The sequence below is a fragment of the Pontibacter chitinilyticus genome, assembly GCF_039748935.1.
GTDB lineage: Bacteria > Bacteroidota > Bacteroidia > Cytophagales > Hymenobacteraceae > Pontibacter > Pontibacter chitinilyticus.
The window spans coordinates 172,020-196,288 of the sequence record NZ_JBDIZJ010000008.1 but is presented as its reverse complement, the minus strand read 5'-3'; the positions used below and the strand labels follow the sequence as shown (position 1 = coordinate 196,288).

General features: G+C 49.1%; 20 protein-coding genes. 5 read left to right on the top strand and 15 right to left on the bottom strand.

All coding sequences use genetic code 11. From position 1 onward, the window contains the following. The first annotated feature begins 53 nt into the window (after positions 1 to 53). Together ABDW72_RS13670 and ABDW72_RS13665 are read left to right on the top strand one after the other, a co-directional pair. Entirely contained in the window at positions 54 to 761 is a 708-nt protein-coding gene (locus ABDW72_RS13670; protein WP_347159134.1) for a hypothetical protein, read from the top strand. Positions 762 to 835: 74 nt separating this feature from the next. Next, positions 836 to 1,402: a hypothetical protein gene (locus ABDW72_RS13665; RefSeq protein WP_347159133.1), complete on the top strand. Its 567-nt coding sequence runs from the start codon at positions 836 to 838 to the stop codon at positions 1,400 to 1,402. A 335-nt stretch (positions 1,403 to 1,737) separates the two neighbouring features. Here ABDW72_RS13665 and ABDW72_RS13660 read toward each other — a convergent pair whose 3' ends face one another. The 10 genes from ABDW72_RS13660 to ABDW72_RS13615 form a co-directional block, all read right to left on the bottom strand. Continuing rightward, a complete protein-coding gene (locus tag ABDW72_RS13660) occupies positions 1,738 to 2,607 on the bottom strand; it encodes a YsnF/AvaK domain-containing protein (protein WP_347159132.1) in 870 nt (289 codons plus the stop codon). Positions 2,608 to 2,873: 266 nt separating this feature from the next. Further along, positions 2,874 to 4,634 (bottom strand): amino acid permease, encoded by a 1,761-nt coding sequence (locus ABDW72_RS13655; protein WP_347159131.1) that lies wholly within the window; start codon positions 4,632 to 4,634, stop codon positions 2,874 to 2,876. Positions 4,635 to 4,646: 12 nt separating this feature from the next. Further along, a complete protein-coding gene (locus ABDW72_RS13650; RefSeq protein WP_347159130.1) occupies positions 4,647 to 5,753 on the bottom strand; it encodes a lysylphosphatidylglycerol synthase transmembrane domain-containing protein in 1,107 nt (368 codons plus the stop codon). Positions 5,754 to 5,771: 18 nt separating this feature from the next. Continuing rightward, on the bottom strand, positions 5,772 to 7,709 hold the full coding sequence (locus ABDW72_RS13645; RefSeq protein WP_347159129.1) for a KUP/HAK/KT family potassium transporter: 1,938 nt from the start codon (positions 7,707 to 7,709) through the stop codon (positions 5,772 to 5,774). A 74-nt stretch (positions 7,710 to 7,783) separates the two neighbouring features. Beyond that, positions 7,784 to 8,443 (bottom strand): DedA family protein, encoded by a 660-nt coding sequence (locus ABDW72_RS13640; protein ID WP_347159128.1) that lies wholly within the window; start codon positions 8,441 to 8,443, stop codon positions 7,784 to 7,786. 633 nt (positions 8,444 to 9,076) lie between these two features. Next, complete coding sequence (gene dapA / locus ABDW72_RS13635; protein WP_347159127.1) at positions 9,077 to 9,946, bottom strand: 4-hydroxy-tetrahydrodipicolinate synthase; 870 nt, start codon at positions 9,944 to 9,946, stop codon at positions 9,077 to 9,079. A gap of 220 nt (positions 9,947 to 10,166) precedes the next feature. Then, a complete protein-coding gene (locus ABDW72_RS13630; RefSeq protein ID WP_347159126.1) occupies positions 10,167 to 10,898 on the bottom strand; it encodes a LytR/AlgR family response regulator transcription factor in 732 nt (243 codons plus the stop codon). 4 nt (positions 10,899 to 10,902) lie between these two features. Beyond that, a complete protein-coding gene (locus ABDW72_RS13625; protein WP_347159125.1) occupies positions 10,903 to 11,949 on the bottom strand; it encodes a sensor histidine kinase in 1,047 nt (348 codons plus the stop codon). 544 nt (positions 11,950 to 12,493) lie between these two features. Continuing rightward, complete coding sequence (gene ligA / locus ABDW72_RS13620) at positions 12,494 to 14,503, bottom strand: NAD-dependent DNA ligase LigA (protein WP_347159124.1); 2,010 nt, start codon at positions 14,501 to 14,503, stop codon at positions 12,494 to 12,496. 1,110 nt (positions 14,504 to 15,613) lie between these two features. After that, positions 15,614 to 16,195, bottom strand: a complete 582-nt coding sequence (locus ABDW72_RS13615; RefSeq protein ID WP_347159123.1) for a hypothetical protein — start codon at positions 16,193 to 16,195, stop codon at positions 15,614 to 15,616. 279 nt (positions 16,196 to 16,474) lie between these two features. Here ABDW72_RS13615 and ABDW72_RS13610 point away from each other — a divergent pair, with 279 nt between their 5' ends. Further along, the gene (locus ABDW72_RS13610; RefSeq protein WP_347159122.1) at positions 16,475 to 17,101 is read left to right on the top strand and encodes a cytochrome c oxidase subunit 3; all 627 of its coding nucleotides are present in this window, start codon (positions 16,475 to 16,477) and stop codon (positions 17,099 to 17,101) included. 278 nt (positions 17,102 to 17,379) lie between these two features. On the opposite strand, the gene ABDW72_RS13605 is transcribed toward ABDW72_RS13610, so the two are convergent. Together ABDW72_RS13605 and ABDW72_RS13600 are read right to left on the bottom strand one after the other, a co-directional pair. Further along, positions 17,380 to 19,917 carry a T9SS type B sorting domain-containing protein gene (locus tag ABDW72_RS13605; protein WP_347159121.1) on the bottom strand — a complete coding sequence of 846 codons (2,538 nt, stop codon included), beginning with the start codon at positions 19,915 to 19,917 and terminating at the stop codon, positions 17,380 to 17,382. A gap of 129 nt (positions 19,918 to 20,046) precedes the next feature. Next, on the bottom strand, positions 20,047 to 20,643 hold the full coding sequence (locus tag ABDW72_RS13600; protein ID WP_347159120.1) for a hypothetical protein: 597 nt from the start codon (positions 20,641 to 20,643) through the stop codon (positions 20,047 to 20,049). 176 nt (positions 20,644 to 20,819) lie between these two features. On the opposite strand from ABDW72_RS13600, the gene ABDW72_RS13595 reads away from it, so the two are divergent. Beyond that, a complete protein-coding gene (locus ABDW72_RS13595; protein WP_347159119.1) occupies positions 20,820 to 21,287 on the top strand; it encodes a hypothetical protein in 468 nt (155 codons plus the stop codon). A 130-nt stretch (positions 21,288 to 21,417) separates the two neighbouring features. Here the strand turns inward: ABDW72_RS13595 and ABDW72_RS13590 are convergent, their stop codons facing one another. The 3 genes from ABDW72_RS13590 to ABDW72_RS13580 all read right to left on the bottom strand — a co-directional run bounded on the left by ABDW72_RS13590 (position 21,418) and on the right by ABDW72_RS13580 (position 23,465). Then, positions 21,418 to 21,849 carry a DUF2147 domain-containing protein gene (locus tag ABDW72_RS13590; protein WP_347159118.1) on the bottom strand — a complete coding sequence of 144 codons (432 nt, stop codon included), beginning with the start codon at positions 21,847 to 21,849 and terminating at the stop codon, positions 21,418 to 21,420. Between the two features lie 606 nt (positions 21,850 to 22,455). After that, positions 22,456 to 22,827 carry a hypothetical protein gene (locus ABDW72_RS13585; RefSeq protein WP_347159117.1) on the bottom strand — a complete coding sequence of 124 codons (372 nt, stop codon included), beginning with the start codon at positions 22,825 to 22,827 and terminating at the stop codon, positions 22,456 to 22,458. 101 nt (positions 22,828 to 22,928) lie between these two features. Then, positions 22,929 to 23,465: a C40 family peptidase gene (locus ABDW72_RS13580; RefSeq protein WP_347159116.1), complete on the bottom strand. Its 537-nt coding sequence runs from the start codon at positions 23,463 to 23,465 to the stop codon at positions 22,929 to 22,931. 281 nt (positions 23,466 to 23,746) lie between these two features. Between ABDW72_RS13580 and ABDW72_RS13575 the strand changes: the two genes are divergently transcribed. Beyond that, the gene (locus tag ABDW72_RS13575) at positions 23,747 to 24,172 is read left to right on the top strand and encodes a hypothetical protein (RefSeq protein WP_430438155.1); all 426 of its coding nucleotides are present in this window, start codon (positions 23,747 to 23,749) and stop codon (positions 24,170 to 24,172) included. The last annotated feature ends 97 nt before the right edge of the window (positions 24,173 to 24,269 follow it).

The window sequence follows — 24,269 nt, the reverse complement described above, 5'->3', positions numbered from 1 at the left end:
TACCTGTCGTACATATAAGCATAACGAGTTTTAACACGCATATAATAAAAGCTATGAGAAATAACGAAAGAGATGATTACCGCGATGAACAAAGAAACCGAAACAGGAGCGATGCCCAGTGGTTACATGGACATCACCATGGCGAAAACTCTGACCGCGGAAACTATACGATAGATACACATTTTAACCGGGGCTATGGTGATAATGCCGACAGCCAGTACGGTGATACCAGAATTTTTAACAGCCATGCCGACCAGAGCCAGATGTACCCGCAGGGGCGCTTTCAGGCTGGCGGCGCCCATTACAGCGGCCAGGATTTTACCCGCAACAGCCACAGCGACAATCCTTACGGGATGACCTACCAACAGGACAGCTATAACTCCGGCCGCCACTATGATGCCCGTGCAGATTACAGCGATCAAAACTACAACTATGGCAGAAACCAGGCGCCGGATTACCGCTATGGTATGGCAGATGAGCGCTTTGGACACGACGTGCGCCGGGGCGATAACGGAGGCAACTGGGCTCGAAACTCGCGAAGTGATAATGAATCGTTCAGGCGAAATGAGAAAGGCAACCGGATGTATGATAATGACTATACTACCGGATTTGCCGGCCGCAACTATGCTGCAGGAGAAACGCACTACGGCGAAGGTAGCTACTACAGCAACCTGGACCGCTGGAATCATGGCCATGCCGCCCAGCGCCACGACCGCTATGACCAGGACAATGGCCGCAATGACCGAAACAGAAACAGATAAGTAGATATATAACTGATAACACTTGGTGGCGGGGGCTTGCTTTCTGGCTACTGCCACCTTCTTCTTTTGAACATATGAAAAACGATAGAGCAAGCAACTATGGCGACTTTAGCCGCCAATACAGGCAAGAAGGCTATGATAACCATAATAGTGGCCGTTACCATGGCCGCCAACATGCACATTTAGGAGATACCCGCTCCGAGCCCGGAGAGCACTACCGGCTGCAGCAGAGCCGTGCCTATGGCAGCAGCGGAGGCCGTGAGGGAAACCGCGAAGACCGTTACCAGGAGATGTACGACATCTCTAATTACTCTGACGAGCCGCGGTCTTATAACTATGGCCTGCGCAACCAACGGCCAGATGGAGATTTGGACAGGATTGGTTACTTCCCGTACGCAGAAGGGCCTTATGCCGGTCAGCCGCGCCACTACAGCTACTCGCTGGGCTATAACCCCAACTATGACAACCCAGAAGAGGGAGACAGGTACCGCGATTTTGACAGCCGGGGCAACCATGGGTTCCGCCATGAATCTTCTTACGGCAATACCGACGAGTTCCTAGACTTTGGCAACGACCACTACGGATCACGGGACCGTACCGATGACAATTACTATGACAATAACGGCCGTCGAAACCGTTAAGCAAAGCTATACTTCCTCGACTCCAGCAGGAGTTTGAGCAGTATTATAGAAAAGGCCGTAGCGGAAGCTACGGCCTTTTCTATAATACTGCTTTATACTTCAGAAGCACCCGCTTACCAGATGTCTGGGGTATGCAGAAAGTCTGGTGAGATACGAATTGCGTTTTTAAGTGTTACCGCAGATAGTTAATATTAACATTGTGCTGCTTTCTTGCTGGACTACAGATGCCTGTATTCGGGGTTTATACTTCTTCTGCGGCAACGCCCCTATACTTAGGCAACAAAAAAGGCAGCCTGCTACCAGGCTGCCTTTTTTGTTGTCCGTTTAACGAAGAATTATACGTTTCCGGGACGGTTTGGATCATTTCGGTTAACATCATTTCGGCCTTCCAGTCCAGCATTGCCTTTCAGGTTCTCTACGTCCACATCTGTCTTTCGAACAGTGCCTTTAACGCTCTCGTCGTGCTCTTCAACTTCTTTGCCGATGTTGATTTCCTCTACAACACGCGCTTCCTTGTTCACGATCGGAACTTCGGCATGCTCGGTCATGTCAATTTCTCCTTCGCGGAAGTTATTTAGGTCTGCTTCAGAAGCGGGTCGGTTCACTGGCTTGCGCTTTACCCATACATGCTCTTCGCGCAGGCGCAAATGCTCTTCTACAGGGCGTTCTACAATGCGGCTACGTACCCGCACACCACCTGTTTCCACTTCACGCTTGCCTACCTGCAGGTTCTCCTCAATAATCGGAATCGAGGTGTCGGTTGATTGGGTAGTTTCGGTAGTGGCTGTGGTGCCTGCACCTACACCCGCACCAGTTCCATATCCTGCGCCGCTGCGGTATTGCGATGCACGCTCGTCAATGTCAACTGCACCATGATCATCCAGAATGTCGGCTGCTCGTTCTGCTTCTTCTACTGTGTCAACATGCACCGTAACGATGGAGCCGCGCCGTGCCACTTCAGAATAATGCTGATGGCTATCGTCGTCATCGCCACCAAACAGGTGCCTGAAAAAGTCCCCAATGCTATCGTCATCATCATCATGACGGTGGGTAGTGGTGGTATTTGTGTCGGTTATATCCGTGTCTGGGTTGTTACGAGCCGATACATCAATGTTGTTGCGGTTAAAGCCACTGCGTGTTAGTTCTGCAACGGCAGCGTGTGCCTCACCAGTATTATCGAAAATTCCTACTACTGTCTGTGCCATAATTTATTAAGATTGATTTCAGAGTTGATTTATAAAATACGTGTATATGCAGTACGAAGAGATATCTTAAATAGTTTGTATCTAACAGTTTGATAAATAATTCATTATGTGATATATAGCAATAGGAAAGTAGTATTTGGAGGTTAGCCATACTTACAGCGAGAAAACAGCGGGGCTACCTTTCTAAAAGACAAAAGCCACCGCTTGCGGTGGCTTTGTAAAAAAAATCTGGCATACCTGCCATGCAGCGCAGCAGGTTGGATTAACTAGCCGGCTTTAATTGTCTTCGTTTTGCTTGCCAGTTTACTGTTTTTATACCCATAGAAGAAGTAGATGATCAGGCCTAGTATAAGCCAGATCAGGAAGCGGCTCCAGTTGGTGATGCCCAGTTCCGTCATCAGGTACAAGTTTGTGAGCAGACCCAGCACCGGAATCAGCGAGAAGTTACGCGTAAAGGTAAGCACCGTGATCACGGCTGTAACAAGCAGAAAGCCGATCAGGGGCATTTTATGCTTTAGCACGTCCCAGCCACCTTCGGTGCCGTTCGTGGCGCTGAAGAAGCGGTTTATACCCTCGCCGTTATACATGAACAGTATTACCAGCCCGAGCAGCATCAGAAGCGGCAGAATGTATTTGCCATTGATGTAAGGCACCCGGAAGATCTTTTTTCCTTCCGGCACTTCGTTATAGTCTTCCTGAATCAGCACCCCGCCACATACCAGAACAAACGCGAAAAGGGTGCCTATACTTGTCAGGTCAGTTACTTCGGTCAGGTTCATGAACAGTGCCGGAATAGCCACAACAAAGCCTGTAACGATGGTGGCAAAGGAAGGCGTTTTATACTTGGGGTGGATGCGGGAGAAGACTTTTGGCAACAGGCCGTCGCGGCTCATACTCATCCAGATGCGCGGTTGCCCATACTGAAACACCAGCAGCACGCTGGCCATAGCCACAATAGCACTTACGGCTACAATGCCTGCTATCACATCCAGGTTCACTTTAGAGAACACAAACGAGAGCGGGTCGCCCACGGCCAGTTCGTTATACGGCACCATGCCGGTGAGCACCAGCGCCAGGATCACATACAGGAACGTACAAAGTATAAGCGCAATGATCATGGCCCGAGGCAGGTCGCGCTGCGGGTTCTCACACTCTTCTGCCGTAGTGGAGATGGCATCAAAGCCGATGTAGGCAAAGAACACCGCTGACACACCTTTCAGGATGCCGCTGACGCCATTAGGAGCAAAAGGACTCCAATTTTCTGGGTTGACGTAAAAAGCGCCCACCGAAATCACGATCAGGATCACGATCAGCTTGAGCAGCACCAGCAGGTTGGCCGTGCGCTTCGACTCCTTTACCCCGACATACACGAGGTAGGTGATAAGCACCGTAATGCCCAAGGCCGGCACATCAGCTATAAATTTGAAGTTGCCTATAGCAGGAGCGTTTTGCCAGGCCAGGTATCCTTCCTGAATGTTGAATGGTAAAGAGGTGAGGGCCTTTCCCTGAGCAAGTTGCACCAGGGCCTCCTGGTAACCGCGCGAAGCGCTCAGATAATCCATTGACAGGAACTTTGGAATACCCAGGCCCACGCCGTTGAGCACCGCCGTAAAGTAGTCAGACCAAGAGATAGCCACGGCAATGTTGCCGATCGCATACTCCATTAGCAAATCCCAGCCAATGATCCAGGCAACCAGTTCGCCGAAGGAGGCATACGCATACGTATAAGCGCTGCCCGACACAGGTATAGATGAGGCAAACTGCGCATAGCACAAAGCCGAAAAACCGCAGGCAATGGCTGTGAAGATGAAAAGAAGCGAAACGCCAGGGCCGCCGGCGGCACTGGCATTGCCAATGGTGCTGAAAATACCCGCGCCAATGATGGCGGCAATGCCAAAAGCAACAAGGTCTTTTAGTTGTAGGGTACGTACGAGGTCGGTGCCGGCAATCTCGCCATCATTTTTGTAGTCAGAAAGCAACGCCGTTGAGTTTTTTCGGCGGCGAATGTTTTTGAGCAGTTCATTCATGGGCAAAGCTGTTTATACAGCCATCGGTTTGGTTGGAATAGGTGCTTCTCTATAGATCGGAACCCGCTCCGGTTCGGCTTCGCTATGCCTGAACACACGCGCTGCCCACCGCGGAAAGATGATGGCTCCGATCAGCAAATATAAATAATAGGTTAGTAAACGGTAAAGTAACACAACAATCGTTGTAAATCCACCTAAAAAAACGCCAAAAAACGCTGGGAAAGCAATTTCTGCAATGCCGGCAGATCCTGGCGTAACCGATACGAACAGTACGATCTTGTAAATCAGGTTGCGGGAGAAGATAACCAGGTGGTCGTGGAGGCTGAGGTGCGTAAATGCTGCGATCAAACACCCGATGATAATATAGCGGGCAGTCCAGACGAAGATAGTGGAAACGCTGGCCCGCACCCAGTAGCCAGTGGTTTTATGGCGCAGGTGCTTGGAGGCGATCAGCAGTTCATTGGCGTGGCGGAAGAACGCCTGGCTCCAGCGCCGCAGCAGCCGTTTGCGGCCCAGGCGCAGCAACACTTGTTTTACTGCCTTCGGGTTGATGAACAGCGCATAGAACATGAGGCAGGCATAGAGCGCAATCAGCAGGTAACTGATGAAGAAGGCAATACCGAGGGTCTCGCGCAGCGCCGGGTTTAGGCTCACCATTTCGGGGAGCAGCTGGCCACGCGTAAATAGCAGCACCAGCGGCACGGCCACTACAAAGTATAAATTGTCCAGCATGGCCGTTACCATTACCTGCGCAATGGAGCGGCCCAGCGGAATTTTCTCTTTAAATAAAATATAAGCAGCTATCGTAGAGCCACCTACCACGGACGGCAGGGCACAGGAGGCAAACTCCCACAGCATAATCACTTGAAAGCTTCTGCGCCAGCTTAGGGCTTTATCGGTAATATGGCGGATGCGGTAAATGTACCCCACGTCGCGGATAAACAACACAGCCAGTGCAATGGAGACCCACGTGATATTGGCATTCAGGAAGGTTTGCACCTGACCTGGCTCATAGTTGCGGTATAGCATGTAGCCTATTACGCCCAAGCCAAGCAGCATAGGCAATAGAATACGGCGTGCAGAGAACTGCGTTTGGAGTTTATGTCTGGAGAGGGCCATACCTGCAGCTGGCAAAAATTAAACCATTATCCGCTTAAGCTGCGGCAATTGAGCAGGCGTAATTACCAGCGGCACCTTCTCCACTTTTACAGAGCTGCTGTCCAGTCCAAACCACTTGCTTTCAGAACTGGTAAATTGCTTGATATTGAAGTACCACTCCATGATCAGGCGTTCTTTAAAAGGTAAATCATTCTCGTAAGATAAGAATTTTTCGAGAACAACAAACCGGAAATCACCAATAAGATGCTGCCGGTTGAGCGAGAGGTAACGGCTGGTAATGTCCACTTCGCCGTTCTCTACCAGCTCTTCTACCACCTTGCGAAAAAACAGGTTGATGCGCTGCTCTACCCGGAAGCCCAGCCGGAAATCGATTCGGATCACATCGTCCTTGTCGAGCTTGCGCACCTGGTAATCGAGGGTATATGGCTCATCGGTCGTCTCTACGTGTACAAACCAGTAAATGTCAGCGCGTTTGGGCCGTTTCTGAAAGATGGAGTAGATCACTTTAGACTCGATCTCATTCGGGTTCGAGGCACTGGTCATAAACACCAGGTGCGTCGAGTATTTCGGGATCGTGTCGTCGGCGCTCAGCTCTTCCAGGGCCGGCAGGTAAGGCTTCAGGCGCACATACTCGGTCAGCCGGCGCTTGATCTGCTGCGCATTCAGCCAGATGTACATCACAGTGAGCAGCATCAGCCCGATCATCAGCGATACCCAGCCCCCATGCGGAAATTTGTTGAGGTTAGCGACCAGGAAAGCCAGCTCAATGCTCATGTATAACAACAGAAACAAGGGCACCAACAGCTTGGACCTGATTTTAACAGACAGGTAGTAGCTCATGAGGATGGTCGTAGACAGCATGGCCATTGTGATCGCCAGGCCATAAGCCGCTTCCATCTTTTCGGACTCGCGGAAGTATAGCACCACGCCCACACAACCCAGCCATAGCAGCCAATTTACGCTGGGCACGTACAGCTGCCCTTTCAGGTTGGTCGGGTATACCAGCTTTACCTTCGGCCATAAGTTCAGGCGTATGGCCTCGCTGATGAGTGTAAAAGAGCCGCTAATGAGCGCCTGGCTCGCAATAATAGCAGCGATGGTGGCGATGCCTACGCCAATGAGTACAAACCAGCCCGGCATAATACCATAAAAAGGATTCTCGTGCAGCTGGTTGCCATTGTGTGTCATCAGCCAGGCACCCTGGCCCAAATAATTGAGCAGGAGGCAGGTTTTAACAAACATCCAGCTGAGGCGGATATTCGGGCGGCCGCAGTGGCCCAGGTCAGAGTATAAAGCCTCGGCACCCGTAGTACAAAGGAAAACAGCCCCCAACAGCCAGAAACCATTCGGGTAGTGCGCCAGCATGTCGTACGCATACCAGGGGCTCAGCGCCTTCAGAATCTCCGGATGATCCACCACCGACACCGCGCCCAGCGATCCCAGCATCGTGAACCATAGAAACATGATCGGCCCGAAAGCCTTCCCCACAAACTCAGATCCGAAACGCTGCATTACAAACAGACCAGTGATGATAGCCAGCACAATTGGCACCGTTGGAATACTTGGATAAAGTATGCGGAGTCCTTCAATCGCTGAGGAAACAGAGATAGGAGGGGTGATGATACCATCGGCCAGCAGGGCACTACCCCCAATCATGGCCGGAACGATCAGCCAGGCAGCGCGCCGCCGGATCAGGGTATACAGTGAAAAAATACCACCTTCCCCGTTGTTATCGGCTTGCAGCGTAAGCAGCACATACTTGATGGTGGTTTGGAGGGTAAGGGTCCAGAAAACGCAGGAAATGCCGCCGTAAACCAGTATTTGTGAGATCGGGTTATCCCCGATGATGGCTTTCATTACGTAAAGCGGCGAGGTGCCAATATCACCGTAAATGATACCAAGGGAAATCAGTAAGCCGGCAGTGGTTACTGCGTTGGCTTTATGCGTCAGACTCATTAATTTATTTGATTGATAAAAAATTCTGTATCCAAACAACTTATACTAGTAGTAAAGTTTATTTCCGGATGCGCTTATACTTGTTCTTTTTTGGTTTGAAACTTCCGTTTGAGCAACGTTACGATGGGGGGCACCAGCGACACGGCAATAATGCCGAGCACCAGCAGCGAAAAGTTCGCTTTCACTACCGGAATATTGCCCAGAAAGTGCCCTGCGAAGCTAAACAGCAGCACCCAGGCCAGTCCGCCGATGACGTTGTAAACAATAAAGCGCTGGTAATGCATTTTACCGATGCCCGCCACAAAAGGGGCAAAGGTGCGCACAATCGGCACGAAGCGGGCATATACTATGGTGCGGACGCCATACTTTTCATAAAATAGCTGCGCCTCATCCAGGTACGCGCGCTTCAGGAACCAGTAATTCCGTTCATAGACTTTTTCGCCCAGCATGCGCCCGGTCAGGTAATTGAACGAATCACCCAGAATGGCTGCCGCACTTAGCAGCGCCAGAATCAGTGGGAAGTTAAGCCCTGATTCTGGCAGGGCGGAGAGGGCACCCAGCGCAAAGAGCAGCGAATCGCCGGGCAGGAAAGGAAGTACCACCAGGCCTGTTTCGCAAAAAATGATCAGGAACAGGATCAGGTATATCCAGCCATGATATTGTTGTGTCAGTTCTACCAGGTGCTTGTCAATATGTAGCACAAAGTCTATCAACTGCTGAATAAGCTCCATCATAAAGTATAGTTATGGTAAAATATCAGGAAAAGATAATGTTTTGCCTAACGGGCGAAGTATAAGTATAGGCAAGGTGGGCAGAACAGTAGAAGGTAGTAAACAGTGCCCTTAAGGTCCTTGAGTTAGGATAGAATGGCGGCTGGCCGGGGTTAAAGTAAAATTGCGAGCGAATGGCAAACGGGGGAGTAGCAGCGGAGAAACTTGTGTTTGCAACCTGCTGGATACTAGGGCTAACAGCTTTTTATCTGATTTGCGGTATCCCTTAGCAGGTGCAGTTGTTTCTTCAGCCCATAACAAGGTAAAAGGCAGGGGTATAGCAGAAGGGGTAAACTCCTGCTGGCCAGTAACCGGCAAAGCTGTTGCTGGTGCAGATAAGGGGGCAACAACGGCTAAAATACCGCAGAGCAGTAAGGCCAGCAGCACCACAATTCGCTTCCGCAAGGCAACACCATCTGTATTCATGGCCGCAAAGGAAAAGCGTTATTGCCTTGAAAACAATAGCCATGGATAATAATATTTCTATAGTGTTCGTTTTTGTAAGTCCCACGAACTGCTAAAAAACCGGGCGGCGTATACTACCGCCGGCCGCCGCCGCAGGAAATTAGCATGCTTTTGCGGCAGATCACAACAATATCAGAGTAGTTGCAGAAGCCTCTTTTTCAGGTTTTCAGAGGCACTTGCCAAGGGTAGGCGCACTGCTGCCTGGCAAAGCCCCAGGTGCTCCAGCACTACCTTCAGGCCTACCGGGTTGCCCTCTTCATACAGCAGTGGGTTAATATCTACAAAGCTCAGCAGCAACTCCCCAGCTTCTTTGTAATGGCCGTTCAGAGCCTGCCGCACCATGGTAGCGAATTTCTCCGGAAAGGCATTAGCCAGCACCGATATAGCGCCGGTGGCCCCAAAGGTCGCCATGGGTACCGCCAGCATGTCGTCGCCGCTGATCAGCATAAAATCGGATGGCTTATGGCGGGCAATTTGCATGCATTGTTCCAGGTTACCGGAGGCTTCTTTTGTGCCGATGATATTCTTGTGCGCCGCCAGCCGGAGCGTTGTTGCAGCACTCACGTTGCTGCCAGTGCGGCCCGGCACATTGTAAAGGATAACCGGCACCGGCGAGGCATCCGCCACGGCCACATAGTGCTGGTAAATGCCCTCCTGCGAGGGTTTGTTATAGTATGGGCTCACCGATAGAAGGGCGGCGATGTCGTTGAAGTCGGTGGCTGCGATGGAGTCCAGCAGTTGTTGGGTATTATTGCCGCCTAAGCCGTAAACCAACGGCACACGACCGTTTACCTGCTGCTTCACCTGGCGCAACACTGCTGCTTTTTCGTCGGCAGTCGTTGTCACAGATTCTGCGGTTGTACCGTTAATCACCAGGTAGTCCACGCCGCCGGCAAGCACAAAATCCACCAGATTTGGCAGTGCATCAAAATCCACTTCCAGCTTTTGGGTAAAAGGCGTAACCAGTGCCACGCCAGTTCCTCTTAATTTGTCTTTACTCATCAACGATGTGTTATAAGCCACGAAGTTCTGATTCTGCCGTGTTATCTGCAAGTGCCAGCCCGATAGGTTTTATACTTTATTCGTGTCCTGCCCTCCGGCATTGGAGCAGCCGAGGTGATTTGCCTGAAAACAGGCAGCACCGTATATCAACAAATTTCAGTGCTGAGCGCCCATTTCTGCTAGTATGAAACGGCGCCTGCTACTCCTGGTATGCTCTAAATTACAGTATATTATTTTCCTCCACCCACTTCAGGAAAGCTTCTTTGTATACTTCCCCGATCGGGATTTCTTTGCTGCCGATGCGGATGCGGCTTTTCTCAATGCTATCGATCTTCTGCAGCGACACAATAAAGGAGCGGTGCACGCGCAGGAACTTGGTGTCGGGCAGTTTCTCCATCATTTTGTTCATTGAAAGCAACGTAATAATTTTCTGGTCTTTTGTCTGAATGATGATGTAATCTTTCAGACCCTCGATCCAGAGTATATCCTTAAAGTCGATGCGGACGGTTTTGTAATCGGCTTTCACAAACATAAAGTCGTGCTCCGGCGCTGTCAATGTAGCAACGGGAGCTGCATCTGTCGTTTTGCCGTTGCGCTGCATTCGTTCCTGTGCTTTGTTTACGGCCTTCAGAAAGCGATCGAAAGGAATGGGCTTAAGCAGGTAATCTACGGCATCCTGATTAAAACCTTCCAGCGCATAGTCGGGGTAAGCGGTAGTGAAAATAATGAGCGGCTGGTGCTTGAGTATGTTTAGGAACTGAATGCCTGTCAGCTCCGGCATCTCAATATCCAGAAACATGAGGTCTATAGGCCCTTCCTGTAAAACCTGCATGGCCTCCGTGGCACTAGAGCAGGTTTTTACCAGTTGCAGGTACGGAAGTTTGCTGACATAGCTTTCTATAATATCAAGCGCCAGGGGCTCATCATCTACGGCAATGCATCGAATGGTCATAGTTTTACTTGTAGTTGGGTTGAAAGTATAATTTGAGATTCGCGTAAAAGGTATTTTCTTTTTCTTCTAGTGTAAAGGTATGGCGGCCGGGATAAACAAGGTTGAGGCGGCGCTGGAGGTTTTCGAGACCAATGCCCCCAAACTCCCGCTTTTTATGGGTGCTCGAGTTATTGACGGTGCTGAAGAGCAACTTCCTGTCATCTACCACCAGGGTAAGTATAATTCCGATCTCGTTTTTACTCACAAGCCCATGCTTAAACGCATTTTCCACCAACGTCATCAGCAGCATCGGGGCAATCTGTTTGTCGGCCAGGTCGCCCTGAATATCGAAGCGTATACTTGTTTGCTCGCGCAGGCGCAATTTCTGCAGGTCTATAAAGTTATTGATGTGGTCGACCTCTTTCTGCAGACTTACCAGCACATCGTTGCTCTCATAGAGCATGTAGCGCATCAGCAGGGAGAGCTTCATAATGGCATCCGGTGTTTCGGGGTGCTGCTTGTAGGCAAGCGAGTAAATGTTGTTAAGCGTGTTAAACAGGAAGTGCGGGTTAACCTGTGATTTCAGGAATGCCAGTTCTGCTGCCAACTTCTGCGTTTCCAGCTCCTTGTTGCGCCGCTCATTCCGGATATAGTTGCCAGTTACTTTAATGGCTGAGCTCAGGAAAACATTCACCAGGCCGGCCATGGCATACTGTACCAGCCGCTCTACGGTAAATAGTGCCTGCATATTGGGGTTAAACTCCCTGAAAACGTAGTAGTCGAGCGGCGAGCGTACGATGGCAAAGCCGAGCAAAGTGGTCAGCACAGCCGCTATGTAGAGCAGTAAGTGATTGCGCGCCAGAAACCGGGGAATGAGCACAAACCAGTTGAAGTAGAAGATGGACGCATGAAACAGCAGCCCCATGGCTACATCCAGCACCTTCGCCGGCGTCAGGTGGCGGTTGGATTGCAGAAAGTAAAAAACCCAGGCACCAAACAGCAGCCATACAATTATATGAAGAGCTATTTGGTAGCGTTTTTTCATGGTTACCTGCGGTAAGGCAATGCGCATAGTGGTGTTTGGTAAGGACGACATCTGTTCGTGTAGGCGGCAGACGTTTCCGTTAGCAGCCTTTGGTTTATAAGCTTAAATTATTAGATGATCTCTCCGGTAACAGAGCTACGCCATAAGTGGGCAAAGCCCTGCAGGGCTGCAATAACCTGTATTCTTTTCCAAAAATAAGAGAAAACATTAGATATGAAAGGTGCCATGCAAGTGCGCAACCGGTGTATTTTACATGTTCCGGTGCCTTTGCAGGGCTATACCTATACCAAACCGCTCATTCTGGCGACAAACTCCTAAAATTAACAGATAAAGATATTTTCGGCGCTAAAAGATTGTTTATCTATTGTTTAGCGGCATTGGTATAATTTCTTTTTTAATAACGGCTTTATTGTTTCCCTTTGTACAGTACCGCAGGATGGGGTGCCTGCCAGCAGCGCTGCCCCGCCAGGAGAATAAGAAAAGGGTAAGTAAAATAGATTAGTTGTTTGTCAGAGTGGGGCCAGTTGCAGCTGGCCCCATCTAGTTTAAGGGAAGTATAAAATAGCCGATCCTACCGGATCATTTCCAGAAACTGGCTTTCGGACAGAATAGTTGTGCCGAGCTTGGCTGCTTTTTCCAATTTGGCAGGTCCCATTTTATCACCTGCAACCAGGTAATTGAGCTTAGCCGAAATGGAGCTCACCACTTTGCCCCCGTGGCTCACGATCAGCTGCTGCAATTCTTCGCGGCTGATACTCTCAAACACACCAGAGATCACAAATGTTTGGCCGGCAAGCTTATCACTGGCTATCTCCGGACCTGTAGTATCAGATTTGAAGTGCAGGCCGGCAGCTTTGAGACGCTCCACCAGCAGTACGTTATCGGCATCACTGAAAAAGGCGATAATGGAATTGGCAATGCGGTCGCCAATCTCGTTGATGGCGATGAGCTCTTCGTACGTGGCACTTCGCAGTGCTTCGAGGTCTGGCAGCTGCTCGGCCAGCTTTTTGGCTACGGTGCTGCCAACAAAGCGTATGCCCAGGGCAAACAGTACCCGATCATAGCGCGTATTCTTCGACTTCTCCAGGCTTGTCAGAATGTTGTTAGCTGATTTCTCGCCCATCCGTTCCAGGTTCGCCAGTTGCTCAAAGGTCAGGTCGTAAAGGTCGGCAGCGTTTTGCACCAGGCCGGTGGCATACAGCTGTTCAATTGTTTCCGGTCCCAGGCCGTCGATGTTCATGGCCTTGCGGGAGATGAAGTGCTCCAGCTTCGCTTTTATCTGCGGCGGGCAACCTTCATCATTCGGGCAGTAAAAGTTCGCCTCGCCTTCTGAGCGCACCAGCGGCGTACCGCAGGCAGGGCAATCGACAGGGTATAGGATTGGTTCGCTGTCAGCCGGGCGTTTGCTGAAATCTACCCCCGTGATCTTCGGGATGATCTCACCGCCTTTCTCCACAAACACCGTGTCGCCGAGGCGCAGGTCCAGCCGTTGAATTTCGTTGGCGTTGTGCACTGAGGCCCGCTTTACCACTGTTCCGGCCAGCAGCACCGGCTCCAACAATGCCACTGGAGTAACGGCACCCGTGCGCCCCACCTGGTACTGAATGCCCTGCAGCAATGTTGCGGCACTCATAGCGGCATACTTGTAGGCAATAGCCCAGCGCGGGCTTTTAGACGTATAGCCCAGTTCTTCCTGCAGCGCATAGCTGTTTACTTTCACCACTACCCCATCGGTCGCAATGGGCAGCTCAAAGCGTCGCGCCTCCCATTCATTCACATAAGCAAGCACCTCTTCTATAGATTGGCATTTACGCCAGGTATCGGATACCTTTAAACCCCACTTCTGAATGGCCTGCAGGCTTTCCGAATGAGATTCGAAAGGGCTTGTAGCGCAGTGAAAGCTGTAGGAGAAGCATCCCAGCTTACGGCTGGCCACTATGGCAGAATCCTGCTGCTTCAGGGTGCCGGAGGTAGCGTTGCGTGGATTCGCCAGCAGTTGCTCCCCGATCTCCTCGCGCTCGGCATTCAGCTGCTCAAAAACAGGCAGCGGCATGTATACTTCGCCCCGCACTTCAAATACGTCCGGGAAGTCTTGTCCATGTACCTGCAAAGGCACATCACGAATGGTACGCACGTTAGCTGTAATGTTGTCGCCGCGGGTACCATCGCCACGGGTAGCCCCCTGCACAAACAGCCCGTTTTCGTACGTAAGGCTTATGGCGACTCCATCAAATTTCTGTTCACATACATACTCTACCGGATGGCCGATCGCTTTCTGCACCCGGTTATCGAACTCCCGCAGCTCCTGCTCTGAGTAGGTGTTGCTCAACGATAACATGGGCCACTTGTGGTACACGGTGCCAAAGTTTTTGGTTATGGTGCCCCCCACGCGCAGGGTAGGGGAGGTGGGCTGGCGCAGCTCCGGGTATTGCTCCTCCAGTTCCTGCAGCCGCTTCAACAGCATATCAAATTCAAAGTCGGGTATTTCGGAAATACTGTTCTGGTAGTATTGGTAGTTCAGGTAATTTATCTTGTCCGTCAGCTCCTGAATTTCCTGAGCCGGGTCTTTTGCTAATGCCATAAGTGAGTTGTTGATGCGTCTGTAAAAATAGGAAACCGCCCGTACACTTGCGCCATTAAATCACCGCAAAAGCAGAGAAACTGCTTTGCAGCAGCACCTGCTGTAAGGAGGGCACTGGAAGTCTTAGACAAGCAGCAGTTCCAGCTGTTTATACTTGCCTGCTTAAACTCGGGGCGAATTGTAGCGGAGAGGCAAATGAATGATTCTTACACTAGGAGCTACAGCACTTGCGGCTGTAAGTTTTTGTAGTATGTTATGTTTTGATTGATAATCAACCAGTATACTTGTTGCAATTGAAGTATAACTTAACTGAATAACTTGCAAAATGCCGGCAATTATACTTTAGCCAAAGTGGCCTTTGATAACAGGATAAAGGCCATACTACCAACTGCAATTAGGGCAGCGATCATACGCTATTGCTGTCACAGCTGAAAGCTATTGCAGTGATAGTAGCGGAATGGGAAAGCTCTATTAAGGAATTGCGCAAGCTGCTTCCTATGCCCGAAAGCTGGTCTGCAGCATAAAGAGAGCCGGGATAGGATTGCAGGCGATTAGGGTTTAGCAAAGCAATTAGCAGCAGTATGGCGCAGCAATTTGTCTAAGCCGCTACTAACGCCTGGATGCCAGTAGCTGATTATTATCTCGCAGCATCAAGTGTAACTTCATATACTTCATTCAACAATTTGATCAGTAAAGCATTAAGGTTGTACTACGCTTGGCAAGAGCTAGGAGCTAGTTAGATTAGCAACACTGTGTAAGAACTGTGTAATTGGTCCTTCAAAAAGCAGAAAGCTAGATTAAATTAATAGACTGCCTAGCGATAGCGGATATGGAGAAGTATAATGCCATCACCTTTACTGTACTTTATACCTGCCAGCTGCTCTTTAGATATAGGTTGGTACACTAGCTTGCTGGCAGACTGCATATTGAACTTGACTTATTAAAGCTATACTTTAGTACCGTTTTGCTGCTTATACTTCATTCTGCACAAAGTGTTCAGGAGCTTTGCCAGGCTGTGGTTTTCTATTTGCAGGGATCACCTCTAAAGCAGGAAAATTATTGGGAACAGTATCATAACAGCACATGTGCAGCGTTATAGGGCTGCACATGTTATCTGGCATCATAGTTTGTATAGCGGGCGCCACGGATAGTGAACAGGACACGGCCGGTCAGAAGCGGCACATACTTTACCGGGATGGTGGCCTGGAAATTTTCCAGCATCAGGTCGAAGCTGGTACTGAATACCAGAGTTCCTTTGTCACGAACAAATGCTACTGGAACTACGGTTTCGTTGGTAGCGCCCTGTAGCGTGATCCGGATAACACGCGGCACCGGTTCTGAGTTGACCAGGTTGGTGCTGTTGATTTGGTTGGCCGGCAGGTCGATTTCCATGTATAGCTCTGGGTACTTTGCGGCATATAAAACTTCGTAAGCCATTTCAGGGGTAGGAGCAGGATCGACAGGTAACAGGGTGCTGACGTTTAGACGGCACTCCAGCTTTTGGGTGGCCTTGTTGTAGTTCACCAGCAACGCATTCGACGCAAAAGGAAAGGGCTGCTTGACGCCATCCAGGGTAAGGAAGATGGTGTTGTCGCTGGTGTAAACGGTGTTGGTCTGCGCCACTGCCCGGTGGCAGAATAAGAAGGCGATCAGCACCAGTAAAAATGCGGTAAAGGGTACTTGTTTGGTCATAGTGTATACTTGAGCTTACTTTAGCTAACGCAAATACAAACAGAAGGATAAAGAAGAGCGCTGCTTTGTTCTGCATGGTTTACCTTTACAGTATGTGCTGCATGTTAGCATTGGATTTGTGCTGTAAAAGACGGGCGCCTGCCTCTTAAAATTTAATGACGTAAATAGAAAACTATACAGGGGGTTGCCGTGTATATAGGTAGTATAAAACATAGTAATAGCACTACTTAGCGGTATACGGCAATTTCTCGTGCTAGGCGTTTTTCAATTACTTTAGGGATGGATCCAGATAAGAAGAATAAAGTTGATGCGAGGCAGCTTTCTGCGTTCGGTAAGATAGAGAAGATGCACCCTATCCGAATGCTGCTTTACCTAAGTATGATTGGCATTGGTATTTTGTTTTTTATACTTGTGGTGGCCTTTGCCCGCACAGGCGGTTTTCAGGTAAAAAACTTCATGTTGCCGAAGTTTTTTAGTGTAAGCACCATTCTGTTGCTCTTTAGCAGCTATACCATTAACCAAGTGCCGCGCCTTTACAAAAGAGATAAGCTGAAGAAGATGGGCCGCTACCTGGGCCTGACGCTAGGGCTGGGCGCGTTGTTTGTCGGTGCACAACTAATCGGCTGGAATGAGATGACACGCGCCGGCGTATACTTTACCGGCAAAGCTTCCGGAACATACCTCTACCTGATCTCTGCTTTGCATGTGCTGCACCTGCTGGGCGGCATTATTTTCCTGTCGTTCCTCTTCTTTAAAACTGTGCATGTGGCTTCTGACGGCGTACGAAGCCTGATCTTTATCCGGGACCCCTATCGCCACCTGCAGCTTAACATGTTGTGCGGCTACTGGCACTTCCTCGACTTCCTGTGGCTAGGCTTATACCTCGTGTTCCTCTTTATGGCCTAACAACTCTGTAGCCTTAACTTTTGCGGTCCCTGTACTCAGGAAAACATACGGCCATTATAGCGCAGTTAACAACTTAACTTAAAAGCACCTGTTAGCTATTAAACTGGCAGCTTGTTACAAGAATTGAGTTATACTACAACGGATCATATATACAATTATCACCTGTTCTTGATTGTGGAAAGTATCAGGGGCAACCATGTACATTGTATATGGTACATACAAAAAATCCCGAAGCTCGTTCGGGATTTTTGCCTTTAGGAGGAGTGCCTCTTTAACTATTAGCGTACCAACGTAACACTGCCTTTAAATTTGCTGGTACGATAGTCGATCATGTAGAAGTATACGCCATCACTTACGTCTTTTCCATCCCACTTAAAGTTGCTGTTGCTACTGCGGAATACTTCCTTGCCCCAGCGGTTGTAAATAATAATACCGGAAAATACAGCTGAGCAGAACTCACCGGGTAAACCCGGAATCTCAAAGTAATCGTTTTTTCCGTCTCCGTTGGGCGTAAAGATGTTCGGCGGAATAAAATCCTGTACTTTGGGCACTTGCACCCGAAACTCCATCACTAGTTTCTCTTCCGGATAAGGGCTGCAGGCATCCTCCTGCAGCGTGAAGTTTACACGCAGTGTGCCCTTTGCCGCTGCTTGGCAGTTGGCCACCCAGTTAAAGGTGCCGTTCGCCTTCCCTTTCCCGTTCGTGCCGTTGAAACTCATACCATAATCGGCCATGTTAAAACCCTCGCCAGCAGCGCTCAGCAGCAGCGGGTCCAGGTTAATGTCGTCGCCGAATAGCTTGGCCTCGAACGCTTCCCCCAGTTTCAGATCGAAGGTGAGCACTTGTTTATCTGTTGAGATAACGGGCGGGTCATTTGGTGCATTTACATGGAATTCGAGTACCAGTTGCTGATCCGGTGAGGGCACACAGGCTTCTTCTTTTAGCTGGAAGGTAACCCGGAGCACATTGGAGGAAGCAGCATTGCAGGTGGCCACCCAACTGAAGAGTCCTTCTGCGTTGCCATTGCCGCCTGTGCTGGTAAAGGTCATGCCATAGTCGGCCATGTTGAAGCCGTTGCCTGCTGCAGCGAGTGCCAAAGCATCCAGGTCAACATCCTTGCCGAAAATTTTAGCATTGTAGAGCTGGCCCGGCTCCAGGTTTACAACCAACACCTGCTGGTCGGTGCTAATGGCGGGCACATGGTTCGTATAGATGGGCCGCACTTCTACCACCTCTTTCTGCTCGATAATTTTGCCGCATACTTCAGAACTGGCCGTGAACTCCACCTGGTAGCTTTCTTGCTTTAAAGTGCTGCAGTCTATCTGCCAATCAAAGGGAGAAACCACTTTAGCCGGTTTAGTCTGATCTTCAAAGTTGATGTTCTGAGAACTTAAATCGAAATTAAGCCCTTTTGCGCTAAGTGTAACGTCCTGTCCATCGGTATCAGTACCAATCACATCAAAGTTGAGCACGTCGCCCTGGTGTACCTCAAAAATGCGCGAAGGAGTAGATAGCGCCAGAGCAGGTGGTGTATCAGGCAGTGGGTCTATAACAAAGCTAAGGTGCACGGTATCCTGCCGGGGCAAGCTGCAGCCGTCGTCCTGAACGATCAGGTCCATCTTGTATACCTTGCCTTCCGTGTTAAAGCAATCATCAAAGCAAAGCGTGGCCTGCAGGGTGTCGTTGGTGGTGCCATCCAGGTTGATCATGCCGCTGGTCTTCCCGTTAAACGTATACTCCTGGCTTGAAAAGTTGACAGGACGCGCCCGCAACTGAACAAACTCGCGCTGGTCGGGATCGGTAAAGAGCACGTCGATGCAGCGTTTATCAGTAGGGCCGATGTGAAGCACCTGGTTGGCCTGGTACAAGTCTTTATGCCCCTGCTCCCGTGCAACAACCTGAGGCGTTTGGTTCACGGCACAGTCCAGCACCAGCACCTGGAAGTCGCGCCGTACTTCTCCGATCTTTACGCCATTCCGGAACTCCTGACAGCGAATACCGAACACATAAAGGCCTTTGCTTTGCGGCCGCATCGTCAGCTGCCCTGTTTGGGCATCAATGCGCATAGATGGGTTGCCCAGTACCTGTGTTTCTTTGCTATAGCCCGGCAGCCACTTAATTTCCGGGTATGGGGCTGGTAAGGGATTATAGTAGCCCTGCGAAGGTGCATTCGGGTTGACGTCGGAGGTAAAGCCATTCAGGGGAGTCACCATGTCATACACCAGGGAGTCGCCATCGGGGTCGGTACCGTTAAAATCGAAATAGAAGAACTCGTTTACGCAGGCATAATCGCTGAGCGGCGGAAACAGCTTGGGAGAGGAATCAATAAAAGGCTCTCCGTTGCGTACCACGGCCGGAAACTCCATATAAAAGGTCTGGGCAGCCCCCTCTGGCATTTGAATGTTGCTGATGGTGCGGTTGCGGCAGCAGCGTTCCCAGGTTACATAATAGCCGCTAGGGTCTTTGTACAGGCTTGCCGGAAGCGCGATCTCTGCATCATAGATCAGCTTGCGGGTGCGCAGGCTGCCCACCGTACAATCGATATTAGTATAAGGCACAAACGACTGGGAGCGAAGCGGAATCGTTTTACTTTGCATCAGCTTGTTTGTTGACTTCTCAAAAATATTAGCCGTAATGTACTGGTCTAATGCCGCCGGACTGCCATTTACATCGTCGAAATAGAGGTTAAGGGTAAGCCTGTAGCTGCTTTCCTGCAGGTAAAGCAGTTCAAACTCACCCCCAACAATGTGGGTGGCCCATGCTTTAAAGGATAACAGAAAACAGCAAAGTATAAGTGAGAGTACACGTTTTGGCATATGCACGGCACAAAGGATGAACGATCAACTAAAAAGTATATAAATATAGGGAAAAAATAGAATGACTACCGCCTGTAGCTTCTATTTACGTATCTGCTTTAAATTCTGCTATCCAAGGCAGACAGCTATTTAGATGCGGGGTTGGCCGTCAGGCAGCAGGATCTTATCCAGGAGATCCGTAAAAAGGAGCGGGGTTGAGAAGTATGGATCAGCATAGGCGTTTGTTAGCAGCCGTATATAACCTGGGTGTCGGTTTACCCGGGTATAATCCAGCGTGATGTTGCCGTACAACTGGTTGCACAGGTCTGAACCCGGCACATCCGAGGCAGGGGGCAGCAGGAAATACTTTTCCGTTTGTTTTGTGTAGCGCTCGTGCCGTACATCGTGCTGGTCCATGTTATGGAGGATGTAATTCTGCTCCAGTACACGGTCTTTCAGATAATCAAACAGAAAGGAAAAAGCTTCCGGACTTATAGCCGGATCATAGAAGAAAACTGCGCCCTGCCGGTTGTCTCCGGTAATCAGCTGCACCCGCAGGTGGCTGGTCAGGTTCGCCTTCTGGTAGTGGTAAGCTTTATGAAAAGCGGTTGTCCAGGGGAGATAGGACTGACTCTCCAACCACTTCTGGTAGGCAGCCTGATAGGATGCAGAACGGGTCAGTTTCCTGCATGTCGGAAGATTCGGCTCCCACCCCAACAATCGCTTTAAAAATTCGTTAAACGGCATTTAGTTATTTACCTCTAAAACATGTTCGGCTTTAAATAGTTTTAGAGGTGCTCCGGCAAATTTTTCACTTACCGTAATTACCCGATACACAATTTTCATGTCATTGTTGAGTTAAAATGCCGCTATCCGGTACGTGAGAACAGCTACCTGGTTTGGCTTACATATTTATAAACGCTATGGACACTATAACAGAAGAACTTGAAATGAAGCGGCGGCTGCTGCAGGAAAGTACAAAAGTATTAAATGTGCAGATAACAGCCGCAAAAAATGCCATGGACCTGGCCCAGGAGAGTGCCAATGAGCACCAGGGAGCCATGGAAGATAAATTTGAATCGTTTCGGGAGGCTTGTCAGATCCAGCGCGATATGTATGCCCGCCAATTAGATGAGCTGATCAGCACGATGGGCATATTGAGGCGGATTAATGCCACCAAAGCCAACCATGATGTGTCGCTGGGAGCAGTAGTGCATACCGAACTCCAGAACTACTTTATAGGCGTAAGTCTGGGAGCTATTACCATCGAAGGCGAAACCTACTATGCCATCTCTGGTATGTCGCCTCTGTTTAAGGCAATGTCCGGCAAAACGACGGGCGAGACTTTTACTTTTCGGGACAAGTCCTATAAGATACTACAGGTTATCTAAAAAAGGAGCATATAAATTTTTCTACGCACTAAACCTTTTTTTCAGAATGGAGTTAGAAAGAGGGTAAAGGGTTGAAAACAACAAAGGGTAGCGTTTCATGCTACCCTTTGTTGTTTATACTTGCTGACTTTTATTCTACCCGGGTCCAGTCCTGCGACCTGCCGATTAGCGAAATACCAATATAGCCTTTTACTTCCATTTTATTCTTGCCTGTCATTTTCATATAACAGGAGTAGGTCTTGCCGCTCTCCGGATCATAAATGGTGCCGTTGTCCCACTTATTATTTCCAACAAATTCGAAGCCCTTCATAAATTCCAGGCCCTGTAGCGGACGACTGCGCAGCTTACTATTAGGATTATTATCATCCAGTTTGGGTTTGCCGTTCCGGAGCGGCTCCTTCAGCGACACGATCTTACCACAGAGTTTATCGCCACATTGAAAGATCTCGAACCGGGCCTTGCCATCTTCATTTGTCCAGGTGCCAAGGGGAGAAAGCTTTTGGGCCCAAGCCAAGGTAGAAAAGAGCATAAGTGCGACAAAGAAGAGCAGAGGTTTTTTCATACAAAATTGCAGTTAGTTAGATGACGAAATATACTAAAAAAATAGTTCTGTTACTTTAACAGCCCTGTAGCCGAAAAATTAATTTAAGTTTTTAGCTATTCTATGGCAAATACAAGGCCATAAAACAGGCAGGAGAGTAATATTAAAATAAGTATAAATGTTATGCTGCTGATTTGTAGATAATTAGCTGTGTGGCCTTTACGCAGCACTATTTTGGGAAATATTATTATCAGAAAAGTCGAAAAAAAGTATAAAAATTATGTGCTAAACCTTGTGAACTTTTCAACGTTCTTTTACCTTTAGAATACAGTAGCGAGTGCTACAGCTCTGATTTTGTCAGCTGATTTCAGTGGTCAGAGTCTATGTCGGACTAAAGAGAAAGGAGGTGCTATGTCTAATCCATCAGACGTCTTAGTAAGCCCAGGTAATGTTGTTCACCTAAACAGTGAACTGGCTTAGTAAGCAGTCCTTACTGCTTACGCAGTAATTTGCCTTTGGTCTTTAAGATGGTATCGCTGCAAAACAGCGTGCCGCTTGTTAAGATGAAGAAGGATTCTTAAGCGCCAGATGTAACTTGACGGGTACATCTGGCGCTTATTTTTGTCCTTACAGATCGTCTTTATACACTCTTCCTCCCCGCCGCCGCTCCTGCACGAAGGTGCCGACATAAAAAGCACTGGCAATAAAACAGCTTATACTCATTAGCAGCAACAAGTAATCTTTCATACTCCAACCGGCAGCGCCAATCCGAAGTTGTATAATCAGCAGGATGGCTGCCAGCAGCGTAAGCGAAGTGACCGTGTGGAATACAAAGCGATTGTGCCGCCGCAGGTGGTGCGTGCAGGCCAGCAGCAACAGCCCGAAAGCCGGAATAATTAATGTTGTGATATCCTGGCTTGGCGGTGCGAAGTAATAGCCCAGCCCCAGCAGCATCAGAACAAGGCCATTGAGGGTATTGATCAAGTAAGGATGTACCATAGTGCTAACAGTTTGTTTCCGGACAGGCTACAATAGCCTGTCTCTATGGTCTTACTTACGAAAAAAGTGACTTTGGTTATGAAAAGCTTGTCCTTGTGCTATTATAGCACCCGGCGAAGCTCCAGAAAGCGCAGATTATAGCGGGAACCTTCAACCTGACTTACTTTTACGCCGCCGTTAGAAGAGGCATGCACAAAGGTGATCGTGTCGCCTGGCTCTGAGATAACGATGCCTACATGTCCGGGCTCACGCACGGCCGGGTTGGTGCCTGTAAAGATCACCAGGTCACCAGCCCTGGCTTGCTGGCGCTTTACCTGCTCACCAACTTCTGCCTGCATAGCCGAAGAATGCGGAACCTGAACCCCAAAGTGGCCGAATACATGCGTTACAAAACCAGAGCAATCAAAGCCTTCGGGGGTAATGCCAGCATAAACATAAGGGCTGCCTTGCAACCGAAGCGCATAGTGGACTAACTCCTCTGCTTTTTCCTGATTATCACTTACCCGCACCTGTTTTGTTGTAGCCGGCTGAGGTATAATAGCAGTTGTTGCAGTTACATGCTCAGTACCGGAATGAACAAAAAGTGGCTTGGCCAGCAGCAGAAAAGGCGACAGGAACAGAAAGATCAGTTTTCTCATAGTTTCAGGTAGCTGTTTGGGTTTACACTGATATTACCATGCCAGTTTTTAGAATCACTTCTTCTTACGGTCCTCAATATTGGACCCGAAAACAACTGGCAAGGCAATCTAATTCCATAAAACACCTGTCGTTCAGGAAAAGTTTACAGTGAGAAAAGTGGTACTTACCTGGCGATTTTATCTGTTAACTTAAAATAAAAAAATACTGAAACATTTTTAGTGATGGATTTAATTGAGCTCATAAAAAGTTGTATTTTAGTTTCCGAATCTATTTATAGGATGTGAGGATGATATTGTGTAAGAACAGTACCTTGGAGGTGATCTTTGATCCGGTACAGGTGCGATTGTGTGTTGCGTGTGGGCATAGTTTCCAATCTGATGACTTCCGGAATTCTTTACTGGAAGCGCTGGCATTTGCCAGAAAGTACCAGGTAAAGCACTGGCTGCTGGACCTAAGGGCTATAGGCGAGTTGAGCGAAGCCGACGAGACGTGGGTATATGCACAGCTTTTCCCGGAAATAATGATGCAACTGGGCACAGGCAATTACATGGCCATGCTGCTGTCGCAGCCCTGTTATGAGCGGTTGCTGGAGGAGACGGGTCAAAATGGGCTTACCAGCATGAATTCTTTTGTGATACTGCGCAACTTTTATGATCCCGCTGAAGCTGCAGCGTGGCTGGACACGCACCACCTGCGGGCTTCCTGATTTACCTACTGATGCGTTTGTTCCTGTAGCAGCACCTGCTACAAGAGGGAAGTGATTTTGAAAAACACGCTATTTGTCGTAAAATGCGTTTGGTTTA

Bases quoted from the DNA above. Each gene is read 5' to 3' on its own strand.
- ABDW72_RS13670 (WP_347159134.1), top strand. From the start codon at position 54: ATGAGAAATAACGAAAGAGATGATTACCGCGATGAACAAAGAAACCGA.
- ABDW72_RS13665 (WP_347159133.1), top strand. From the start codon at position 836: ATGAAAAACGATAGAGCAAGCAACTATGGCGACTTTAGCCGCCAATAC.
- ABDW72_RS13660 (WP_347159132.1), bottom strand. From the start codon at position 2,607: ATGGCACAGACAGTAGTAGGAATTTTCGATAATACTGGTGAGGCACAC.
- ABDW72_RS13655 (WP_347159131.1), bottom strand. From the start codon at position 4,634: ATGAATGAACTGCTCAAAAACATTCGCCGCCGAAAAAACTCAACGGCG.
- ABDW72_RS13650 (WP_347159130.1), bottom strand. From the start codon at position 5,753: ATGGCCCTCTCCAGACATAAACTCCAAACGCAGTTCTCTGCACGCCGT.
- ABDW72_RS13645 (WP_347159129.1), bottom strand. From the start codon at position 7,709: ATGAGTCTGACGCATAAAGCCAACGCAGTAACCACTGCCGGCTTACTG.
- ABDW72_RS13640 (WP_347159128.1), bottom strand. From the start codon at position 8,443: ATGATGGAGCTTATTCAGCAGTTGATAGACTTTGTGCTACATATTGAC.
- dapA (WP_347159127.1), bottom strand. From the start codon at position 9,946: ATGAGTAAAGACAAATTAAGAGGAACTGGCGTGGCACTGGTTACGCCT.
- ABDW72_RS13630 (WP_347159126.1), bottom strand. From the start codon at position 10,898: ATGACCATTCGATGCATTGCCGTAGATGATGAGCCCCTGGCGCTTGAT.
- ABDW72_RS13625 (WP_347159125.1), bottom strand. From the start codon at position 11,949: ATGCGCATTGCCTTACCGCAGGTAACCATGAAAAAACGCTACCAAATA.
- ligA (WP_347159124.1), bottom strand. From the start codon at position 14,503: ATGGCATTAGCAAAAGACCCGGCTCAGGAAATTCAGGAGCTGACGGAC.
- ABDW72_RS13615 (WP_347159123.1), bottom strand. From the start codon at position 16,195: ATGACCAAACAAGTACCCTTTACCGCATTTTTACTGGTGCTGATCGCC.
- ABDW72_RS13610 (WP_347159122.1), top strand. From the start codon at position 16,475: ATGGATCCAGATAAGAAGAATAAAGTTGATGCGAGGCAGCTTTCTGCG.
- ABDW72_RS13605 (WP_347159121.1), bottom strand. From the start codon at position 19,917: ATGCCAAAACGTGTACTCTCACTTATACTTTGCTGTTTTCTGTTATCC.
- ABDW72_RS13600 (WP_347159120.1), bottom strand. From the start codon at position 20,643: ATGCCGTTTAACGAATTTTTAAAGCGATTGTTGGGGTGGGAGCCGAAT.
- ABDW72_RS13595 (WP_347159119.1), top strand. From the start codon at position 20,820: ATGGACACTATAACAGAAGAACTTGAAATGAAGCGGCGGCTGCTGCAG.
- ABDW72_RS13590 (WP_347159118.1), bottom strand. From the start codon at position 21,849: ATGAAAAAACCTCTGCTCTTCTTTGTCGCACTTATGCTCTTTTCTACC.
- ABDW72_RS13585 (WP_347159117.1), bottom strand. From the start codon at position 22,827: ATGGTACATCCTTACTTGATCAATACCCTCAATGGCCTTGTTCTGATG.
- ABDW72_RS13580 (WP_347159116.1), bottom strand. From the start codon at position 23,465: ATGAGAAAACTGATCTTTCTGTTCCTGTCGCCTTTTCTGCTGCTGGCC.